Below are 16714 nucleotides of genomic sequence, written 5' to 3'. Positions count from 1 at the left end.
AGGCACATAGACTGTGTACCTGGATTGCCCATAGGTGCCCCAAAGGGTGAGGCCGCACAGAAGAAAGCCAAAAATCCGCATCATACCCAAAGATATCATTTTGACCTATTTTCTGGAAGTACGGCTGCTGCCTACCCGTGGGATTCAATCCATTCCCGGGCATTGACAAAGGCCTGCAGCCAGGGAGAGACTTCATCCTGACGTCCGTCCTGATAGTGCGCCCAGTTCCATGGAAATATGGAACGTTCGATATGGGGCATGGTAACCAGGTGACGGCCGCTGTCGTCACAGAGCATGGCCGTATTGTAGTCGCTGCCATTCGGATTGGACGGGTACCCCCCGTACCCATATGTACCTACAATATTATATCGTTCCTCCGCGTAAGGCAGTTTGAATTTTCCTTCTCCATGTGAGATCCAGACACCCAGGGTTACCCCCGATAACCCCTTCAGCATGATGGAGTTGTTATCCTGGATGCGGACCGAGGTAAAGGCACTTTCGTGTTTGTGAGAGTCGTTATAGGTCATCTTCCCATGATCCGCGTGATCCGGGTGGATGAGTTCTAATTCCATAAACAACTGACATCCATTACAGATCCCTACAGAAAGCGTATCCGAACGATCGAAGAATCTGCGAAGGGCCTGATTCGCTTTTTTGTTGTATTTAAAGGCACCTGCCCAGCCTTTAGCACTTCCGAGCACGTCGGAATTGGAAAACCCGCCGACGGCACCGATAAAGCGTATGTCCTCAAGTGTTTCCCTCCCGCTGATCAGATCGGTCATATGAACATCTTTCACATCAAAACCGGCAAGGTACATGGCGTGTGCCATTTCCCGTTCTGAGTTACTGCCTTTTTCCCTCAGGATGGCTGCTTTCGGCCGCGCTTTTTGGTTTGGGGTATTACCTGGGAGCTTACCTGTAAAACCCTGAGGGAATTGATAGTGAAGCGGTTGCTTTCCGTAATTTTGATACCGTGTAAGGGCCAGATCCCCGGCAGTCTGTTTCGCATCCAACAGATAGGAGGTTTTATACCAGGTATCGCGAAGTTTGGGAATATCCAGGGTCAGACGGGTATCCATATTTTTCAGGCGTAACTCGGAACCGCTGAGTACGTTTCCAATCCGGTGAATTTGGATCCCAGAAGCAGCAAATTTCGTTTCTATCCCGGTCCCGGTAGCCTGGAATACCACCCCAGCGTTTTCTGCGAACAGGACTTTCACCAGGTCCTCTTCGCCCAATGCGCTTAAGTCAATTTCAGCACCCAGATCCGGGGTCGGAAAGCATCCTTCCAGTAAAGTAGTGATCAGGCCGCCTGAAGCCACATCGTGTCCGGCGAGGATACTCCCTTCTTTTATGGAAGCCTGCAGGAGGTCGAAAGCTTTCGCAAAGTAATCTGCGTCCTTTACTGTGGGCGCCTGATTCCCAAGCTTTCCGAGAATCTGCCCAAATGACGAACCCCCGAGCTTGAACTCATCTGATGACAGGTTCAGGTAATACAGGGGTCCACCTTCAAATTTAAATACCGGCTCGACGATACTTTGGATGTCACTGCATTGCGCCCCTGTCGAGATGATTACCGTGCCCGGAGCCAGGACATCTCCTTCCGGGTACCGCTGCTTCATCGAGAGGGAATCCTTTCCGGTCGGAATGTTGATCCCCAGGGCGATGGCAAAGTCAGATGCCGCCTCAACGGCCTTGTACAACCTGGCGTCTTCTCCCTCATTATTACAGGGCCACATCCAGTTGGCTGAGAGACTCACGGATTTTAGACCCTTTTCCAGGGGTGCCCAGACCAGATTTGTCAGGGCTTCTGCGATGCTGTTTCGGCTTCCGGCTTCCGGGTCTATTAAGGCTGAAACAGGGGAATGACCAATTGAAGTGGCTATACCTTCCTTTCCCTTGAAGTCAAGGGCCATAACTCCACAGTTATTCAATGGGAGCTGCAGGGGTCCTGCGCACTGTTGTTTGGCCACCCGCCCTCCGACGCAGCGGTCTACTTTATTGGTCAGCCAATCCTTGCAGGCCACGGCTTCCAGCTGAAGCACTTGCTCCAGGTAAGATTGAAAATCCTCCACGCGATACTCCATCTCTTCGAAAACCCGGTTTGTCGTGGTATCCCTGAGAATTGTCTTGGGTGAGCTTCCAAAGAGGTCCGAGAGTTCCAGATCCATGGGCTTTTCAGTAGCAGAGGCAAAAGTAAAGCGGTGGTCTCCGGTTACTTCCCCAACATCGTACATGGGGGAACGCTCCCGGTCTGCAACACGTTGGAGCAGTTCCATATCCTTTTCCCCTATAACCAGTCCCATGCGTTCCTGGGACTCATTTCCGATGATTTCCTTGGCAGAAAGGGTGGGATCCCCAACAGGGAGTTTCTCCAGATGAATATAACCTCCGGTTTCTTCCACGAGTTCGGACAGGCAGTTCAAATGCCCTCCCGCTCCGTGATCGTGAATTGAAATGATGGGGTTTGTCTCACTTTCCACGAGCCCGCGTATGGCGTTAGCGGCCCGTTTTTGCATTTCAGGATTCGAGCGTTGTACCGCATTGAGTTCGATTGCGGAGCTGAAGGCTCCAGTATCTGTGCTGGAAACAGCTGCCCCACCCATTCCGATGCGGTAGTTGTCCCCACCCATGACCACGATTCGGTCTCCTTTGAGGGGGGTGTCTTTGAGGGCGAGTTCTGCCTTACCATACCCAATCCCGCCGGCGAGCATGATGACTTTGTCGTATCCCGTAACTTGTTTTCCTTCCTGATGTTCAAAGGTCAGGACGGATCCACTGATAAGGGGCTGGCCAAATTTATTCCCGAAGTCAGAAGCGCCATTAGAGGCTTTGATCAGGATGTCCATAGGTGTCTGGTAAAGCCAGTTGCGTTCCGCAAGCTTATTTTCCCAGGGCCTTCCGTGTTCCAACCTGGAATACGCCGTCATGTATACGGCTGTTCCCGCCAGGGGAATAGAACCTTTTCCCCCCGCAAGCCTGTCCCGGATTTCACCACCTGATCCGGTGGCTGCTCCATTGAAGGGTTCAACCGTAGTGGGAAAATTGTGTGTTTCCGCCTTGAGGGAAAGTACAGAAATAAAGGGTTTTTCGGTGTACCAGTCCGGGATATCTGCCCGTGTTGGGGCAAATTGGACAGCTTCAGGACCTTTGATAAAGGCGACATTGTCCTTATAGGCCGAAACGATCTCATTGGGGTGGGCCTGGGATGTCTTTCGAATAAGTTTAAAAAGTGAATCGGTCTTTTCAGCCCCGTCAATAATAAAGGTGCCATTAAAAATTTTATGCCGGCAGTGTTCGGAATTCACCTGGCTAAACCCGAATACTTCAGAATCGGTAAGGGGCCTGCCAAGGCGCTCGCTGAGCTCCTGAAGATAACCTACTTCCTCATCACTCAGGGCTAGACCTTCCTGCAAGTTGTAAGCGCTTATATCGTGAATTTCCTCAACGCCCTCGGGTTTGTGGGCGACGTCAAATAAATCCTGATCAAGACGTTCGTATTTTTCAAACAGCATCTGGTCAAAATCGGTATCTCCACTTTGGACGCTCCGGTATGACTCGATACGCGTGATTCCTGATATCCCCATATTCTGGGTGATTTCCGTGGCATTCGTGCTCCAGGGTGTGACCATTGCTGCCCGGGGACCAATAAAAAAGGCGTCAATAGACGCCGAATTCAGTTTGGGCTGATTGCCAAATAGCCAGCTGAGTTTCTCGATGGTTGGGGCATCGAGCTCCGTAGCGGAGGAGAGTGCATAAACAGTGGACTGGGAATCTCCGAAAAAGTGAATCATGGAAAACCGGATTGTAAGGGTTTTTAAGGCTACAAAGGTATTACTTTCACGGAAATCGGGGAGGGGATATCCGCAAGGGATGCGGCTTTTTTTCAACAGTTAATCAACGCGTTCCAGGCGCGCGGTATAAAATCCGTCAAACCCGTCTACTGAGGCATACAGGGACCGCTCTTCAACCAGGCGAAAACACTTGCCCTGTGGACTCTTTAAAAACGCTTCCACCTGTCGGGTGTTTTCTGAGGGAAGAATGGAACAGGTGGCATAGACCAAAAGCCCACCCTTTTTTACCAGTGCTGAATAATTGGCCAGGAGTTCCTGTTGGGTCTCACATACGCGCTCGAGGAAGGACGATTCAAGCTTCCATTTGGCATCGGGGTTTCTCCTCAATACCCCCAAGCCCGTACAGGGTGCATCGATCAGTACTCTGTCTGCGGAACCCTTGAGTCTTTTGACCACTTTTGCGTCTGTAATCAATCGGGTTTCTATGTTAAAGGCTTTTGCCCTTTTCGCCCGCTTTTTTAATTCCTGGAGTTTTTGAGGATAGATATCCAGGGCGATAAGCTGCCCCTTGTTTTTCATCAGGGCTGCCAGGTGGAGTGTTTTACCGCCGGCCCCTGCACAGGCATCTATTACCCGCATTCCGGGGACTACTTCAAGAAAGGGGGCTACGGTTTGGGATGCAGCATCCTGAACTTCAAAAAATCCCTCCTTAAAAGAATCCGTCCGGAAGACATTACCGCGCTGCTGAAGCTGAAGTGCATCGGGGTATCCAGGCACTAAATCCGTACCGATTCCTTCCTCCTTCAATTTTTCCTGAAGCGTTTCGGGTGATATCAGCAGGCGATTCGCCCTTAGGATTACCGGGGCCTGCTCGTTTAATGCGGCGAGTTCCCGTGTCCATAATTCAGATCCTAGGCCAGCTTCACCAAGGGAGTCTAACCAGTCCGGTACGGATTCCCGGTATTTCCGAACCTTCTTCAGGGGTTTATACCGGGACAGAACGGCTTCCTTTTTGAGGCCTTTGAATTCGGGCCAATTGGGGAGCACCTGGTCATTGAGAAGGACCCATACGGCAAAGTACCGGTAGTAATCCTTTTTCTTAAAAGGCGGGGTTATTTCACCAACCTCAGCGTAAAGGCGCTTCCATCGTACAATTTCATATACGGTCTCTGCTACAAATCCGCGATCGCGACTTCCCCACTGTCTGTTCTTACGAAACTGTTGTTCAAGTGCCTTATCTGCATAGATACCTGAATTAAAAATGCGCTCCAGCACCTCTGCAACACCCTCCACTAAATTTCTGTGAAACCTCATAACTCGCGCAAAGGTATTGTTTTGGTGAGATTTGCAATATCTTTATTCGAATCATAGTCGTATTTATATGCGTTTTGCGATTTGTATATGCATTGTTTTATTTATTATCGGGTGTTCGGGTCGATCTGAAGCCACGCCTTTCTCCACGGTAGCTATAGAAGTCATCCATGAGGATAGTGTCTCGATACGTGCACTGGAGCGGATGCCGGGGAGTATTGCCTTTGCAGGGAGCGACGGGATTTTCGGAACGGTCGACCTTGCAGATTTCACCGTACGCTCAAAAAAAATTACCCACCTGGATTCGAAACCCGAGTTCAGGGCAGTAGCCCATACGGCAACAAATTTTTTTATGTTGTCTGCGGGAGATCCGGCCCTGCTTTACAAAACAGGAGACACGGGAGAAATGGAATTGGTCTATTCAGAATCCGGCCCGGATGTCTTTTACGATTCTATGGGCTTTTGGGACGACTTAAATGGAATTGCCATTGGAGATGCCATGGACGGATGTTTGAGTATCCTAATTACCCGGGACGGTGGCCACAGCTGGAATAAAACTCCCTGTGACCAGTTGCCTGAAGCCCTTCCGGGAGAAGGGGCTTTTGCGGCAAGTGACACGAATATCGCGCAGGTAGGGGATTCCTGTTGGGTCGTCTCGAATAAGGGTCGGATCTACTTTTCACCCGATCTGGGGGAACATTGGAAAGTCCTGCAAACCCCTGTCACTTCTTCCACAGATACCTTTGGGCTTTATAGTCTGGATTTTTACGATGCTGAAACCGGTTATGCCGCAGGAGGAGACTATACGGACCCCGATGGTAATACCGCTAATAAAATCAGCACCATGGATGGTGGGACCTCATGGGTACTCCGTGCCTCCGGGCAGCCTCCGGGCTACCTGAGCTGTGTGCAATACGTACCCGGAAGGGGTGGAAGGGACCTGGTAGGGGTTAGTTATAAGGGGATTTTCTACTCCAGCGATTTTGGGGCTTCCTGGGGTACCCTGTCATCTGAAGGTTTCTTTAGTTTGAGGTTTGCGGATGATTCCACAGCCATAGCCTCGGGAAACGGCAGAATCGCTAAACTTGAATTCAAATAGAGAAAATGGGTGTTCGTTTACCGGGAAGGAAACCAGTGCGAGGAGGCTTATGGATGTCCGCCCCTGCGATTTCTGTATTCCCGCAATAGCCGTCGCCGAAAATCCTGTTCGGCCTGGAATAACTTCAAGGTACGCACTGCGGAGAATTCTTTGGCAATGCGCTGATAGTAAGCTTTATCCAGTTCTTCCTCTTTTTCTTCAAGCTCCAGGTAGCGCTTGAGTACCTCCCGGGCTTCTTTTTCTGACATGGTGTCCAGACTATCGAAGCGGTCCATGATTTCCCTGCGCTGGTCCGACCTCAGTGATTCTCGCTCTTTTTCGTGCGCATTGTAAATGGGCCAGAAAACCGATGCCTCTTCAGAAGTAAGCTGTAAGCGCTCCGTAAAAAATGCGATTTTCAGGGTTTTGATCTGCTCCTTTTTATCCGGATCCTGACCCTGGAGGGCAATCCCCGCAAAGAGGAAAAAAAGTATTAGAGCAAAAGGTTTAAAACCTTTATTCATTAGGTTCCCAATATAATTCTTCATCGGATTCAATATTGTTTTCAAGATACTCTTCAATTTGTTGTGCCGCGGGGGCACTATCGAGCACATCCTCCATGGCCAGATCACTCAGGGAAATGTTTTCAGCGAGTTCACTGGGCGTAAGTTCAAACTCTTCTGTCTGGAGATATGCTTCCAGAACCTCAACGTTGATGTCTCCGAACTCTGGAGCAGCAGCAGGGGAGGAGGGCGACCACAACAGCAAGAGCAAAATAGCTGCCGCTGCAGCAGGAATCCAGAAATGTTTTGCCCATTTCAGGGACCGCACAGGGGTTTCCTTTTTCTGCAGGCGTTTCTCAAGACGATCCCCAAAGGTTTCAAAATAATCCTCAGGTGTTTGGAATCCGGTTTTGGCGGGCCCAGGGCTGTTTAGCCGCTCGCCTGCACGCCGGGCTATCTGGTCCGGCAAATGCTCAAAATACCCTTTGGGTACTTTGAATCCGCTACGTCCTGAATTTGATTCCATTACTTGTTAGATGTCAATTTATAAAAAAGGTTTAATCCTTTGTTTTAGTTGTTTCAATTCCCTCTTGCTTCAGGTGCCTTTCAACTTTTTTTACCGCAAGGTGGTAGGAAGCTTTTAAGCCGCCAACAGAAGTTTCCAGAATTTCGGATATCTCTTCGTACTTCATTTCCTGAAAATACTTCATATTAAAAACGAGCCGTTGTTTTTCAGGGAGTTCTGCAATGGCCTGTTGCAGTTCATATTCAGCCTGATCCCCGTCAAAATAGGGGTCAGCCCTGAGGTTTGCGAGTTGGTTTTGTTGTATTTCCTCTCCTGATATTCCTTGGATTTTCGAGTTGCGTTTCAGAAAGCTTAGGGCTTCGTTGGTCGCAATACGATACATCCAGGAATACAATTTGCTTTCACCTTTAAAGCCATCGATATTCCGAAATACCTTAATAAAGGTTTCCTGTAGTACGTCGTCTGCGTTCTGATGCGTCAGTACAATGCGGCGAATATGCCAGTAGAGCCGCTCCTGGTACACACTGACCAGCTCCCGGAAGGCCTGGTTCTGGGTATCCGGATGCTTCAATCGTGTCACTAAAACGGCGTCTTGATTCATTTGAGTTGGCTGTTCCTTAGACACGCGTATATGGGAAAGGTTTAAAGTTGATGCCTAAAAAGGCAAAGAGTCCATCGCTGAAATCCTATTAGCCCAGCTGCTGCATTTCAACCAGTTTGCGATAGGTGCCGTTCTGCGCAATCAATTCATCATGCGTGCCCTGCTCTGCGATTTCACCCTGGTTCATCACAATAATCTGGTCTGCATTTTTAATCGTACTCAAACGATGGGCAATAACCAGGGAGGTTCGGTTGCGCATCATTTTTTCAAGGGCATCCTGTACCAGGCGCTCGCTTTCGGTATCCAGTGCAGAAGTGGCTTCATCGAGTATCATAATCGGAGGGTTCTTCAGGACCGCCCGGGCGATGGAGAGGCGCTGCTTCTGCCCACCGCTCAATTTATTGCCACTGTCTCCAATGTTCGTTTCATATCCTTTAGGCAACTGCATGATAAATTCATGGGCATTGGCAACTTTGGCGGCGGCTTCAATTTCTTCCTGTGTTGCACCTTCCTTTCCCATAAGGATATTGTTGCGCACGGTATCGTTGAAGAGAATAGAATCCTGGGTTACCAGTCCCATCAGGCCTCTGAGGGAAGTCTTCGTAATCTCACGCAGATCTGTGCCATCCAGGCGAATACTTCCTTTGTCTACATCGTAAAAACGGGTAACCAAATTGGCGATGGTACTTTTACCGCTTCCCGACTGCCCTACCAGGGCTATGGTTTTTCCCTTGGGGATTTCCAGGCTCAGGGATTTGAGCACGAGATCGTCTTCATAACTAAAACTGACATCTTCAAGGCTCAGACTTTCATTGAAGTCCGTTTTTGATTTGCCATCGGGCGGATCCTTAATTGGGTTTTCGGTTTCCAGAATCTCCAGGACCCTTTCTGCGGCCGCATTTCCTTTGCGAACACCGTATGAAGCCTTGCTGATCGCTTTTGCAGGCGTAAGTATATTGTATGCGAGTCCCATGTAGGCGATAAAGGAGGAGGCATCCAGGGTTTCCTCTACCAGTACCATCCGACCTCCGAACCAAAGCAGCACACCAATGACCATAATGCCCAGGAATTCCCCGGTTGGCGATGCGAGGTTCTGTCGATTCAGCAGGCTGTTCGAAAAATTAAAGAAGCGTTCGGTGGAGGCTTTGAAGCGCTCAAAGAACCGATTTTCGGCATTGAAGGCTTTGATGACCCGCAGCCCGCCTAAAGTTTCTTCCACGATGGACAGCAGGGCTCCCTGCTCGGTCTGGACCCGGTCTGACTTGCGTTTGAGGGACTTTCCAATTCGCGAGATGACCATTCCGGCCAGGGGGATAAAAATAAAGACAAAAAGTGTGAGCTTTACATTGATGACAAACATGACCACAATGGTAAAGAGAATGGTCAGGGGTTCCCGCACGATCAGCTCCAGTACGGAGAGGAAGGAATGTTGTATTTCCAGCACATCGGCCGTGATACGTGCGATTACATCACCTTTTTTCTTTTCGGAGTAGTACGATATGGGAAGCGTAACTACCTTGTCGTATATCGCATTGCGGAGGTCCTTCAGGATCCCGTTCCTGAGAAAGGTGATGAAGTACATCGCGAGATAATTAAAGACGTTTTTGAGTAAAAACAGCAGCAAGACCAATCCGATCACAAGGATCAGGCCTTTCATTTTATCGTCTCCGGCAACCGAATTTACTTCGTAATACAGCCACTCTTTTATATAGGCTTCCAGTTGCCCGATCCCCCGGTATACAGGTTCTTGTGTAATCGGTTTTGTCTGTTGGAAAAGGACGTCCAGCATAGGGATCAGCGCGGCAAAGGAAAGCGCACTGAACAAAGCGTAGAGGATGTTGAAGAATATATTGAGGAACCCATACTTTCGGTAGGGGCGCGCGAAACGGAGAATTTTCCGGAAGTAGGTCATTCGTCGAGTTTGAGGTCTTTGAGGACACGGTCAATTTTTGACTCGAGTTCCGACTTGGTACGGTCATACTGATTTACGGATGAAACCGCCCCGCATACACTGATGTAAAACTTGATTTTAGGTTCTGTGCCACTCGGACGGGCTGCCAGACGGGTACCATCTTCAGTAGTGTAAATCAGCACATTGGATTTCGGCAGGTCAATTGTCCGTGTCGCATTACTCAGCGTATCTTTTGAGGTGGCATTCTGGTAATCGTCAATCCGGATGACCGCAGACCCATCAAGGGTAAGGGGAGGGTTCTCGCGAAACCTGCGCATCATTTCGGCGATCTGGACGGCCCCGTCCATTCCTTTTTTGGTTAGGGATACCAAACGCTCCCTGTAACACCCATAGGCCACATAACAATTGAGTAATTCCTGGTAAAAACTGCTTCCTTTTGCTTTGGCCCAGGAGGCAATTTCACAGGCCAGAAGAGCGGCCGTCACGGCATCTTTATCCCTGACAAAATCCCCTACCATGTATCCAAAACTCTCTTCCCCACCTCCAATAAAGTGCTGATCAGGGTAGTCCCGAATCATCTTGGCAATCCATTTAAAACCGGTCAGGGAGGTTTTGCATTCCACCCCATAGGCCTTAGCCATGGCCTGCATCATGGGTGTAGAAACGATGGTTGTGGCGATAAATTCATTTCCCTGAAACCCTTTTTTACTTTGCTGATCCAAAAGGAAACGCGTCATCAGTACCATGGTTTGGTTGCCGTTCAGCAATTCCAGGGTGCCCGTTGTGTTTTTCACCGCAATCCCCAGTCGATCGCTATCCGGATCTGTCCCGATCACAATATCTGCATCGATCGCCTTGCCTCTGGAAAGGGCCATTTTCAGGGCTTCTGGTTCTTCCGGATTCGGAGATTCAACCGTTGGGAAGTCCCCGTCCGGAATGGACTGTTCTGAGATCAGATTTACGTTTGTGTAGCCCGCCCGTTTGAGAACTTCGGGGATTGCTGTGATGGAAGTGCCGTGTAAGGCCGTAAAGACGATCGAAAGATCTTCCTTTCCTTCCACTCCAAAACTGCCATTTTTTACGGAGGCTTCCATAAAGGCTTCATCCACTTCCGTATCGATCTCCGTGATCAGTTCCGGCTGGGCTTCGAACTTTATGTCCTGGTAATCCAGACTGTTTATCTCAGCAATGATTTCCCCGTCCTGAGGAGGGACGATCTGCCCGCCATCCTGCCAGTAAACCTTGTAACCGTTGTATTCCGGAGGATTGTGTGAGGCCGTAAGTACTACCCCTGCATGGCACCCGAGATATCTGACCGCAAAGGAGAGCTCTGGCGTGGTTCGAAGCTCAGAAAAAAGATATACCTGAATCCCGTTTGCAGAAAATACTTCAGCAACGGTCCGGGCGAGGGACTTGCTGTTATGGCGGCAGTCATAGGCGATTACCACCTTCAGACCCGTTTTTCCAAATTGTTTTTGCAAATAGAGGCTCAGGCCCTGGGTGCTTCTGCCCAGGGTGTATTTATTGATCCGGTTGGTCCCGGTACCCATGATGCCACGCATCCCCCCGGTTCCGAATTCCAGGGTCTTGTAGAACCGATCCTGAAGCTCCTCGGTCTGGTTGTCGAGCATGGCCCTGATTTCTTTTTTTACTTCCGGATCAAAAAAGTCCGAAAGCCACTTCTGAGCACTTTCGAGGATGGAATTTTGAATGGACATCAAATGAATTTTATCAAAGTTACATTAGAAAAACGAATTGCATCAGGAAGGGATTCTTAAGGAAGCCCCATACCTCTCTGGGTATCTCAGGCTTTCTCGGACTCCATCACACCTTTGTTTGTCCTTTTCAGGTTCAGGGATTCATATATGGTGTACCGTTCCTGGGTAATGCGAACACGAAGAATCATTTCACCGAGAAATCCTGCGAGGAAAAGTTGTGTCCCGATGATCATGGAAGTAAGGGCGATATAAAATTCGGGGCGTTGGGCAAGTAAGCGCCCGGCAGGATTAAAAAACAGCTTGTCAATTCCCAGGTAGAGGGCAAAACCGAATCCGATTATAAACATAAGCACCCCAAGGGCGCCGAATAAGTGCATGGGCCGTTTTCCAAATTTTGAGACGAACCATACCGTGATCAGATCCAGAAATCCCTTGATAAAACGATCCGGACCAAATTTAGTCTTGCCGTATTTTCGCGCCTGATGCTGTACTATCCGCTCCCCGATGTTTCGATACCCGGCATTTTTCGCCAAAACGGGTATATATCGGTGCATTTCCCCTGAAACTTCAATGCTCTTCACCACTTCTTTTCTGAAGACTTTTATGCCACAGTTGAAGTCGTGCAAGCGTACTCCGGAGGTTTTGCGCGCGGCCCAATTAAATAGTTTGGACGGCATGTTCTTCATCAACACGGAGTCGTATCGTTTTTTCTTCCAGCCTGAAACCAAATCAAACCCGTCTTTTTCGATCATTTCGATCATGGCCGGAAGTTCTTCCGGATTATCCTGTAAATCCGCGTCCATTGTAGCCACCAGTTCGCCTTCGGCCGCTTTGAATCCTGCATGCAGTGCCTGGGATTTACCAAAATTCCTTAAGAAACGGATACCGCGTATTTGCGGATCGGATTCAGAGAGTCTGCAAATGATCTGCCAGCTGTTATCCGTACTGCCGTCATCGATAAACAGTATTTCATAGGAAATCCCATTGGAATCCATAACTCTGGCGATCCAATGGGACAATTCCTCTAAGGATTCCTCCTCATTCAATAAAGGGATAACTATAGAAAGGCGCATCTATCGGGACTGCTGATTGTGCTCCAAAAGTACCATTTTTAGGATTAATAATCCGGGGCAGCTTTTTTAAAGATAAGGCCGCCAACCAGTCCGATAATCAGGCCTATCAGGATATTGAAAATAAGAATTACCGGGTACCCTACCCAGAAGTATTCCATCCCCATTTCCTTTTGTTGCTGCAGTTGCTCAGGCGTGAAATTACCTTCAGCGGCGGCTTCAGCTAACCTGGCATCCATTGTTTTGGAAGCAAAATCCGGATCGAGGACGTTTGTCAATATCAAGGTCCAAATAACAGAGAGAATACCCGCCACCAGAGCGATTCCAGCGCCGAGTTTTACGGCCTCTCCGGTCTTAAGCAGATCCCCATTGGCCTTCCTGAAATTCAAAATCCCCCAGAATATGACCCCGATCATCATTACGATACCGATAATCGAATTTACAGGGCTCTGAGAGGTATGGGCATCGCTCATAAAGAGCATAAAGCCGAAAACGACACCGAGCCCTCCCAGGATCAGGCCGTAATTCAAAGAAAATTTACCAATTTTGGGTTTACTGGTTTCCATAATTTAGAGTTAAGAGTTTAAAGTAATATGTTTAAGTGAAGTTGGTTTTGTTACAGGGAAGGTAGTAATTTATTTTATTTTTTTTGAGATCACCCACGTGTAAATTTTAATAAAAATATGTACATTTGCACCCGCGAAAATAGTAGGTTCAAAATCTTTTTTAAGCATGAAACAAGGTATTCACCCCGAAAATTATAGGATGGTTGCATTTAAGGACATGTCAAATGACGATGTCTTTATAACGAAATCAGCGGCCGAGACGAAAGAAACCATCGAGGTTGAGGGCGTGTCCTATCCACTTGTAAAACTGGAAATCTCCCGGACATCACATCCGTTCTACACCGGGAAGGCGAAACTCGTCGATACGGCAGGTAGGATTGATAAGTTCAAGAACAAATACAAGAAATTCAAAAAATAGGCCCGGGTATATGCCGGAGCGTTATAGAATGGGTGAACCTCCTGGGGTTCACCCATTTTTTTTGGATCGAAAACTTCGCAAAACGCCGGTTGCATTTGTTACTTTTGTCTAAAACCACGGTATGCACTACATTTTGTTTGACGGGGATCGGCGGGAATCCCTGTTGCCCCTGACCTATACCCGGCCCGTAGCCGAAATCCGTATCGGAATTCTGACCCTTAAGGAGAAATGGGAGCGCTACCTGAATTCCAATGTGGAAGTACTTACTCAGACTTACCTCCAGAAGAAATTCCCACTTGTTTCCACAGATGACAATGTCCTGATTAAAGCTTCCCTTCTGGCCGATGAGTCTCTTGCAGGTCGTGTTGGCGATTTACAAATCGGGGAAGGGCTGTTTTCGGGGGATCAGCTTTTGGCCTGCCGATGTAAAAAGGTTTCGGATTTAGACACCCCGGAGCGTTTTATCCGCGTCGATTACCAGAAGGCTTTTTCGGAGATTCGCAACACCTGGGATATTTTTTCCATGAATGGGGAGGCGATGGAATCCGATTTTGATTTGCTCACCGCAGGGCGTACCTCTGAACCGATTTCTTCAACGAACAGGGTCACCAATCCCGAACGTATTTTTCTGGAAGGCGGAGCCCGGGTGGAACACAGTATTTTGAATGCCAGTTCGGGACCCATCTATATCGGTTCGGATGCTGAGGTGATGGAAGGGTGCCTGATCCGTGGCGGATTTGCGCTCGGACCCCATGGGGTCGTAAAAATGGGGGCAAAGATTTACGGGCCAACGACTGCGGGGCCGTATTGTAAAATAGGGGGGGAGATCAACAATTCTGTTCTTTTTGGCTATTCAAACAAAGGACATGATGGCTTTCTCGGGAATGCCGTCCTGGGTGAATGGTGCAATCTGGGAGCTGACACCAATAACTCCAACCTGAAAAACAATTACGCCAAAGTGCGCCTGTGGAATTACGCCTCCGGCCGTTTTGACCAGACCGGTTTGCAGTTCTGTGGCTTGATTATGGGAGATCACAGTAAATCGGCCATTAATACGATGTTCAACACAGGCACCGTAGTAGGCGTAAATTGCAATATTTTTGCAGCCGGTTTTCCCAAGAATTTTATCCCGAGTTTTAGTTGGGGAGGCACCAAGGGGTTTAGTACGTATATGCCTGAAAAGGCTTTTGAGGCTGCCAGGGTAGCCATGGAGCGCCGGGGCGTCTCTTTTACCCCGGAAGATGAAGAACTGATGCTCGAGGTCTTTGAAATGACCCGTGAATACCGCAAGGACTGAGAAACTGTGGAGGAGCGGGCTTTCCGATGGTCCGTTTTTTATATCTTTGCAGCCCTTTGGATTATTCAATCGCACTATGCAGCGTACCGTCGCTTTTTACACTCTGGGATGCAAACTCAATTTTGCAGAAACCTCTACGATTGCCAGGGACCTTGAGCAACAGGGTTTCCAGAAGGTACCCTTTCAGAATTCGGCGGATTTATATGTGATCAACACCTGTTCTGTTACTGAGAATGCGGATAAAAAATTCCGTTCCGTGGTGCGTCAGGCTCAAAAGAGCAATCCTGAGGCCTATATAGCTGTAGTCGGCTGTTATGCGCAATTACAGCCGGATCAGATCGCTGCCATTCCCGGTGTGGATCTCGTACTTGGGGCAACGGAAAAATTTAAAATCGGGGACTATCTGGAGGACCTCGATAAACAGGATCATGGAAAGGTCCATTCCTGTGAGATTAGCGAGGCCGATTTCTATGTGAGTAGTTATGCTATCGGCGATCGCACCCGGGCATTTTTGAAAGTTCAGGATGGCTGTGACTATAAGTGTACGTATTGTACGATTCCATTGGCAAGGGGGATTTCACGGAGCGATACCTTCGAAAATGTACTGCAAAATGCCGCTGAAATCTCACAGAAGGGAATTCGCGAAATCGTGCTGACCGGGGTGAATATAGGCGATTATGGCAAAGGGGAATTTGGCAATAAAAAACACGAGCACACCTTTCTACAGCTCGTACAGGGATTGGACGCGGTTCCGGGGATAGAACGACTGAGGATATCCTCAATTGAACCCAACCTGCTTCAGAATGAGATTATCGATTTCGTGGCGGGTAGCCGCTGCTTTGTTCCGCATTTCCACATTCCCTTGCAAAGCGGGAGCAACACGATACTCCGGCGTATGCGGCGCAGGTATATGAGGGAGCTCTATGCGGAGCGTGTAGAACGGATACGATCTGTTATGCCAAATGCCTGTATTGGGGTAGATGTAATTGTCGGGTTTCCCGGGGAGACGGAAGCCCATTTTCTGGAAACTTATGAATTCCTCCTCAGCCTTGAGATCTCCTACCTCCATGTTTTTACATATTCCGAAAGACCGGATACCCTCGCAGCTGACATGGATGGCGTGGTCTCCCAGCAAGAGCGGAAAAGAAGAAGCAAAATGCTCAGAAGCTTATCGGCAAAAAAACGCAGGACTTTTTATGAGTCGCAATTGGGAACGGATCACACAGTCCTGTTCGAAGGCGAAAACAAAAAAGGATACATTCACGGTTTCACTGAAAACTACGTAAAAGTGAAGGCGCCATGGAATCCCGAGCTGGTCAATACACTGCATCGGATTCGCCTGGAGGCAATCGATTCAGATGGATTGGTTCGATTTCAGGCCCTCGAACCCATCTCAATCCCATAAAAAAACCCGGCGCTGGGCCGGGTAATATTTCATTGAACCTGAGTGCACTCAAATCCGGATGCCTACAGGAAGCATTTCTTTGTACTGTCTGTTATTCCGAAGAAAACGTGCGATTTGAGGGCTGGTTGGGACCACTCGTAAATTTTGTTCCTGAATATGATTCAGGACGGCCTTGATAAAATCCTCTTTAAAGCCTTCCTTGGTAATCTCCTCTGGAATCACAAGTTTCGTAAGGAAAACCTTACGCTCCTGAGAGGCGTATTCAATTTTTGCCAGGTGCCCGTCCATTTGGACTTCAAATTGGCGTAAAAAACTATTGTCCTTGATTGCCAGATCACTCATATAGTTTGATTTAGTTTGGTTTCAGATAAAAAAATTACGAACTATGTGATCGTAATTTTGACCTACTAATACTGTCATCTACGGATTTGGGAAGCATATGAGATGACATCGTACAAAAGTACTAAAAAAAATGCTAAAAACCTAAGGAATAGCGCGTTTTGAACACCCCTTCA

At 48.5% G+C, this 16714-nt stretch carries 14 protein-coding genes; 4 read left to right on the top strand and 10 right to left on the bottom strand.

Going from position 1 to position 16714, the window contains the following annotated elements; genetic code table 11:
• Nucleotides 1-131: 131 nt before the first annotated feature.
• A complete protein-coding gene (gene purL / locus QU605_RS03875; protein ID WP_289723959.1) occupies nucleotides 132-3794 on the bottom strand; it encodes a phosphoribosylformylglycinamidine synthase in 3663 nt (1220 codons plus the stop codon).
• 99 nt (nucleotides 3795-3893) lie between these two features.
• Entirely contained in the window at nucleotides 3894-5108 is a 1215-nt protein-coding gene (locus QU605_RS03870; RefSeq protein ID WP_289723958.1) for an RsmB/NOP family class I SAM-dependent RNA methyltransferase, read from the bottom strand.
• A gap of 67 nt (nucleotides 5109-5175) precedes the next feature.
• Here QU605_RS03870 and QU605_RS03865 point away from each other — a divergent pair, with 67 nt between their 5' ends.
• Entirely contained in the window at nucleotides 5176-6204 is a 1029-nt protein-coding gene (locus QU605_RS03865; RefSeq protein WP_289723957.1) for a WD40/YVTN/BNR-like repeat-containing protein, read from the top strand.
• Nucleotides 6205-6251: 47 nt separating this feature from the next.
• On the opposite strand, the gene QU605_RS03860 is transcribed toward QU605_RS03865, so the two are convergent.
• The 7 genes from QU605_RS03860 to QU605_RS03830 all read right to left on the bottom strand — a co-directional run bounded on the left by QU605_RS03860 (nucleotide 6252) and on the right by QU605_RS03830 (nucleotide 13079).
• Nucleotides 6252-6707 (bottom strand): hypothetical protein, encoded by a 456-nt coding sequence (locus QU605_RS03860; RefSeq protein WP_289723956.1) that lies wholly within the window; start codon nucleotides 6705-6707, stop codon nucleotides 6252-6254.
• Entirely contained in the window at nucleotides 6700-7212 is a 513-nt protein-coding gene (locus tag QU605_RS03855; protein ID WP_289723955.1) for a hypothetical protein, read from the bottom strand. The genes QU605_RS03860 and QU605_RS03855 overlap by 8 nt, the downstream gene beginning before the upstream one ends.
• Before the next feature lie 31 nt (nucleotides 7213-7243).
• Nucleotides 7244-7813, bottom strand: a complete 570-nt coding sequence (locus QU605_RS03850; RefSeq protein ID WP_289723954.1) for an RNA polymerase sigma factor — start codon at nucleotides 7811-7813, stop codon at nucleotides 7244-7246.
• Between the two features lie 88 nt (nucleotides 7814-7901).
• A complete protein-coding gene (locus QU605_RS03845; protein ID WP_289723953.1) occupies nucleotides 7902-9725 on the bottom strand; it encodes an ABC transporter ATP-binding protein in 1824 nt (607 codons plus the stop codon).
• On the bottom strand, nucleotides 9722-11443 hold the full coding sequence (locus tag QU605_RS03840; RefSeq protein ID WP_289723952.1) for a phospho-sugar mutase: 1722 nt from the start codon (nucleotides 11441-11443) through the stop codon (nucleotides 9722-9724). The genes QU605_RS03845 and QU605_RS03840 overlap by 4 nt, the downstream gene beginning before the upstream one ends.
• A gap of 86 nt (nucleotides 11444-11529) precedes the next feature.
• The gene (locus QU605_RS03835) at nucleotides 11530-12516 is read right to left on the bottom strand and encodes a glycosyltransferase family 2 protein (protein ID WP_289723951.1); all 987 of its coding nucleotides are present in this window, start codon (nucleotides 12514-12516) and stop codon (nucleotides 11530-11532) included.
• 44 nt (nucleotides 12517-12560) lie between these two features.
• Nucleotides 12561-13079: a DUF4199 domain-containing protein gene (locus tag QU605_RS03830; protein WP_289723950.1), complete on the bottom strand. Its 519-nt coding sequence runs from the start codon at nucleotides 13077-13079 to the stop codon at nucleotides 12561-12563.
• A gap of 166 nt (nucleotides 13080-13245) precedes the next feature.
• Here QU605_RS03830 and QU605_RS03825 point away from each other — a divergent pair, with 166 nt between their 5' ends.
• The 3 genes from QU605_RS03825 to mtaB all read left to right on the top strand — a co-directional run bounded on the left by QU605_RS03825 (nucleotide 13246) and on the right by mtaB (nucleotide 16199).
• Nucleotides 13246-13497 (top strand): type B 50S ribosomal protein L31, encoded by a 252-nt coding sequence (locus QU605_RS03825; protein ID WP_289723949.1) that lies wholly within the window; start codon nucleotides 13246-13248, stop codon nucleotides 13495-13497.
• A gap of 121 nt (nucleotides 13498-13618) precedes the next feature.
• Nucleotides 13619-14794 carry a GlmU family protein gene (locus QU605_RS03820; RefSeq protein ID WP_289723948.1) on the top strand — a complete coding sequence of 392 codons (1176 nt, stop codon included), beginning with the start codon at nucleotides 13619-13621 and terminating at the stop codon, nucleotides 14792-14794.
• A 76-nt stretch (nucleotides 14795-14870) separates the two neighbouring features.
• Nucleotides 14871-16199 (top strand): tRNA (N(6)-L-threonylcarbamoyladenosine(37)-C(2))-methylthiotransferase MtaB, encoded by a 1329-nt coding sequence (mtaB, locus tag QU605_RS03815; protein WP_289723947.1) that lies wholly within the window; start codon nucleotides 14871-14873, stop codon nucleotides 16197-16199.
• Nucleotides 16200-16247: 48 nt separating this feature from the next.
• On the opposite strand, the gene QU605_RS03810 is transcribed toward mtaB, so the two are convergent.
• On the bottom strand, nucleotides 16248-16541 hold the full coding sequence (locus tag QU605_RS03810) for a GNAT family N-acetyltransferase (RefSeq protein WP_289723946.1): 294 nt from the start codon (nucleotides 16539-16541) through the stop codon (nucleotides 16248-16250).
• Nucleotides 16542-16714: the final 173 nt, after the last annotated feature.

Origin of the sequence: Robiginitalea aurantiaca (assembly GCF_030380815.1) — a bacterium.
Taxonomy (GTDB): domain Bacteria; phylum Bacteroidota; class Bacteroidia; order Flavobacteriales; family Flavobacteriaceae; genus Robiginitalea; species Robiginitalea aurantiaca.
The sequence above is the reverse complement of the archived record's forward strand: the minus strand, read 5'-3'. Positions and strand labels throughout refer to the sequence as shown.

Bases quoted from the DNA above. Each gene is read 5' to 3' on its own strand.
- QU605_RS03845 (WP_289723953.1), bottom strand. From the start codon at position 9,725: ATGACCTACTTCCGGAAAATTCTCCGTTTCGCGCGCCCCTACCGAAAG.
- QU605_RS03865 (WP_289723957.1), top strand. From the start codon at position 5,176: ATGCGTTTTGCGATTTGTATATGCATTGTTTTATTTATTATCGGGTGT.
- QU605_RS03810 (WP_289723946.1), bottom strand. From the start codon at position 16,541: ATGAGTGATCTGGCAATCAAGGACAATAGTTTTTTACGCCAATTTGAA.
- mtaB (WP_289723947.1), top strand. From the start codon at position 14,871: ATGCAGCGTACCGTCGCTTTTTACACTCTGGGATGCAAACTCAATTTT.
- QU605_RS03855 (WP_289723955.1), bottom strand. From the start codon at position 7,212: ATGGAATCAAATTCAGGACGTAGCGGATTCAAAGTACCCAAAGGGTAT.
- purL (WP_289723959.1), bottom strand. From the start codon at position 3,794: ATGATTCACTTTTTCGGAGATTCCCAGTCCACTGTTTATGCACTCTCC.
- QU605_RS03825 (WP_289723949.1), top strand. From the start codon at position 13,246: ATGAAACAAGGTATTCACCCCGAAAATTATAGGATGGTTGCATTTAAG.
- QU605_RS03835 (WP_289723951.1), bottom strand. From the start codon at position 12,516: ATGCGCCTTTCTATAGTTATCCCTTTATTGAATGAGGAGGAATCCTTA.
- QU605_RS03850 (WP_289723954.1), bottom strand. From the start codon at position 7,813: ATGAATCAAGACGCCGTTTTAGTGACACGATTGAAGCATCCGGATACC.
- QU605_RS03830 (WP_289723950.1), bottom strand. From the start codon at position 13,079: ATGGAAACCAGTAAACCCAAAATTGGTAAATTTTCTTTGAATTACGGC.
- QU605_RS03840 (WP_289723952.1), bottom strand. From the start codon at position 11,443: ATGTCCATTCAAAATTCCATCCTCGAAAGTGCTCAGAAGTGGCTTTCG.
- QU605_RS03820 (WP_289723948.1), top strand. From the start codon at position 13,619: ATGCACTACATTTTGTTTGACGGGGATCGGCGGGAATCCCTGTTGCCC.
- QU605_RS03870 (WP_289723958.1), bottom strand. From the start codon at position 5,108: ATGAGGTTTCACAGAAATTTAGTGGAGGGTGTTGCAGAGGTGCTGGAG.
- QU605_RS03860 (WP_289723956.1), bottom strand. From the start codon at position 6,707: ATGAATAAAGGTTTTAAACCTTTTGCTCTAATACTTTTTTTCCTCTTT.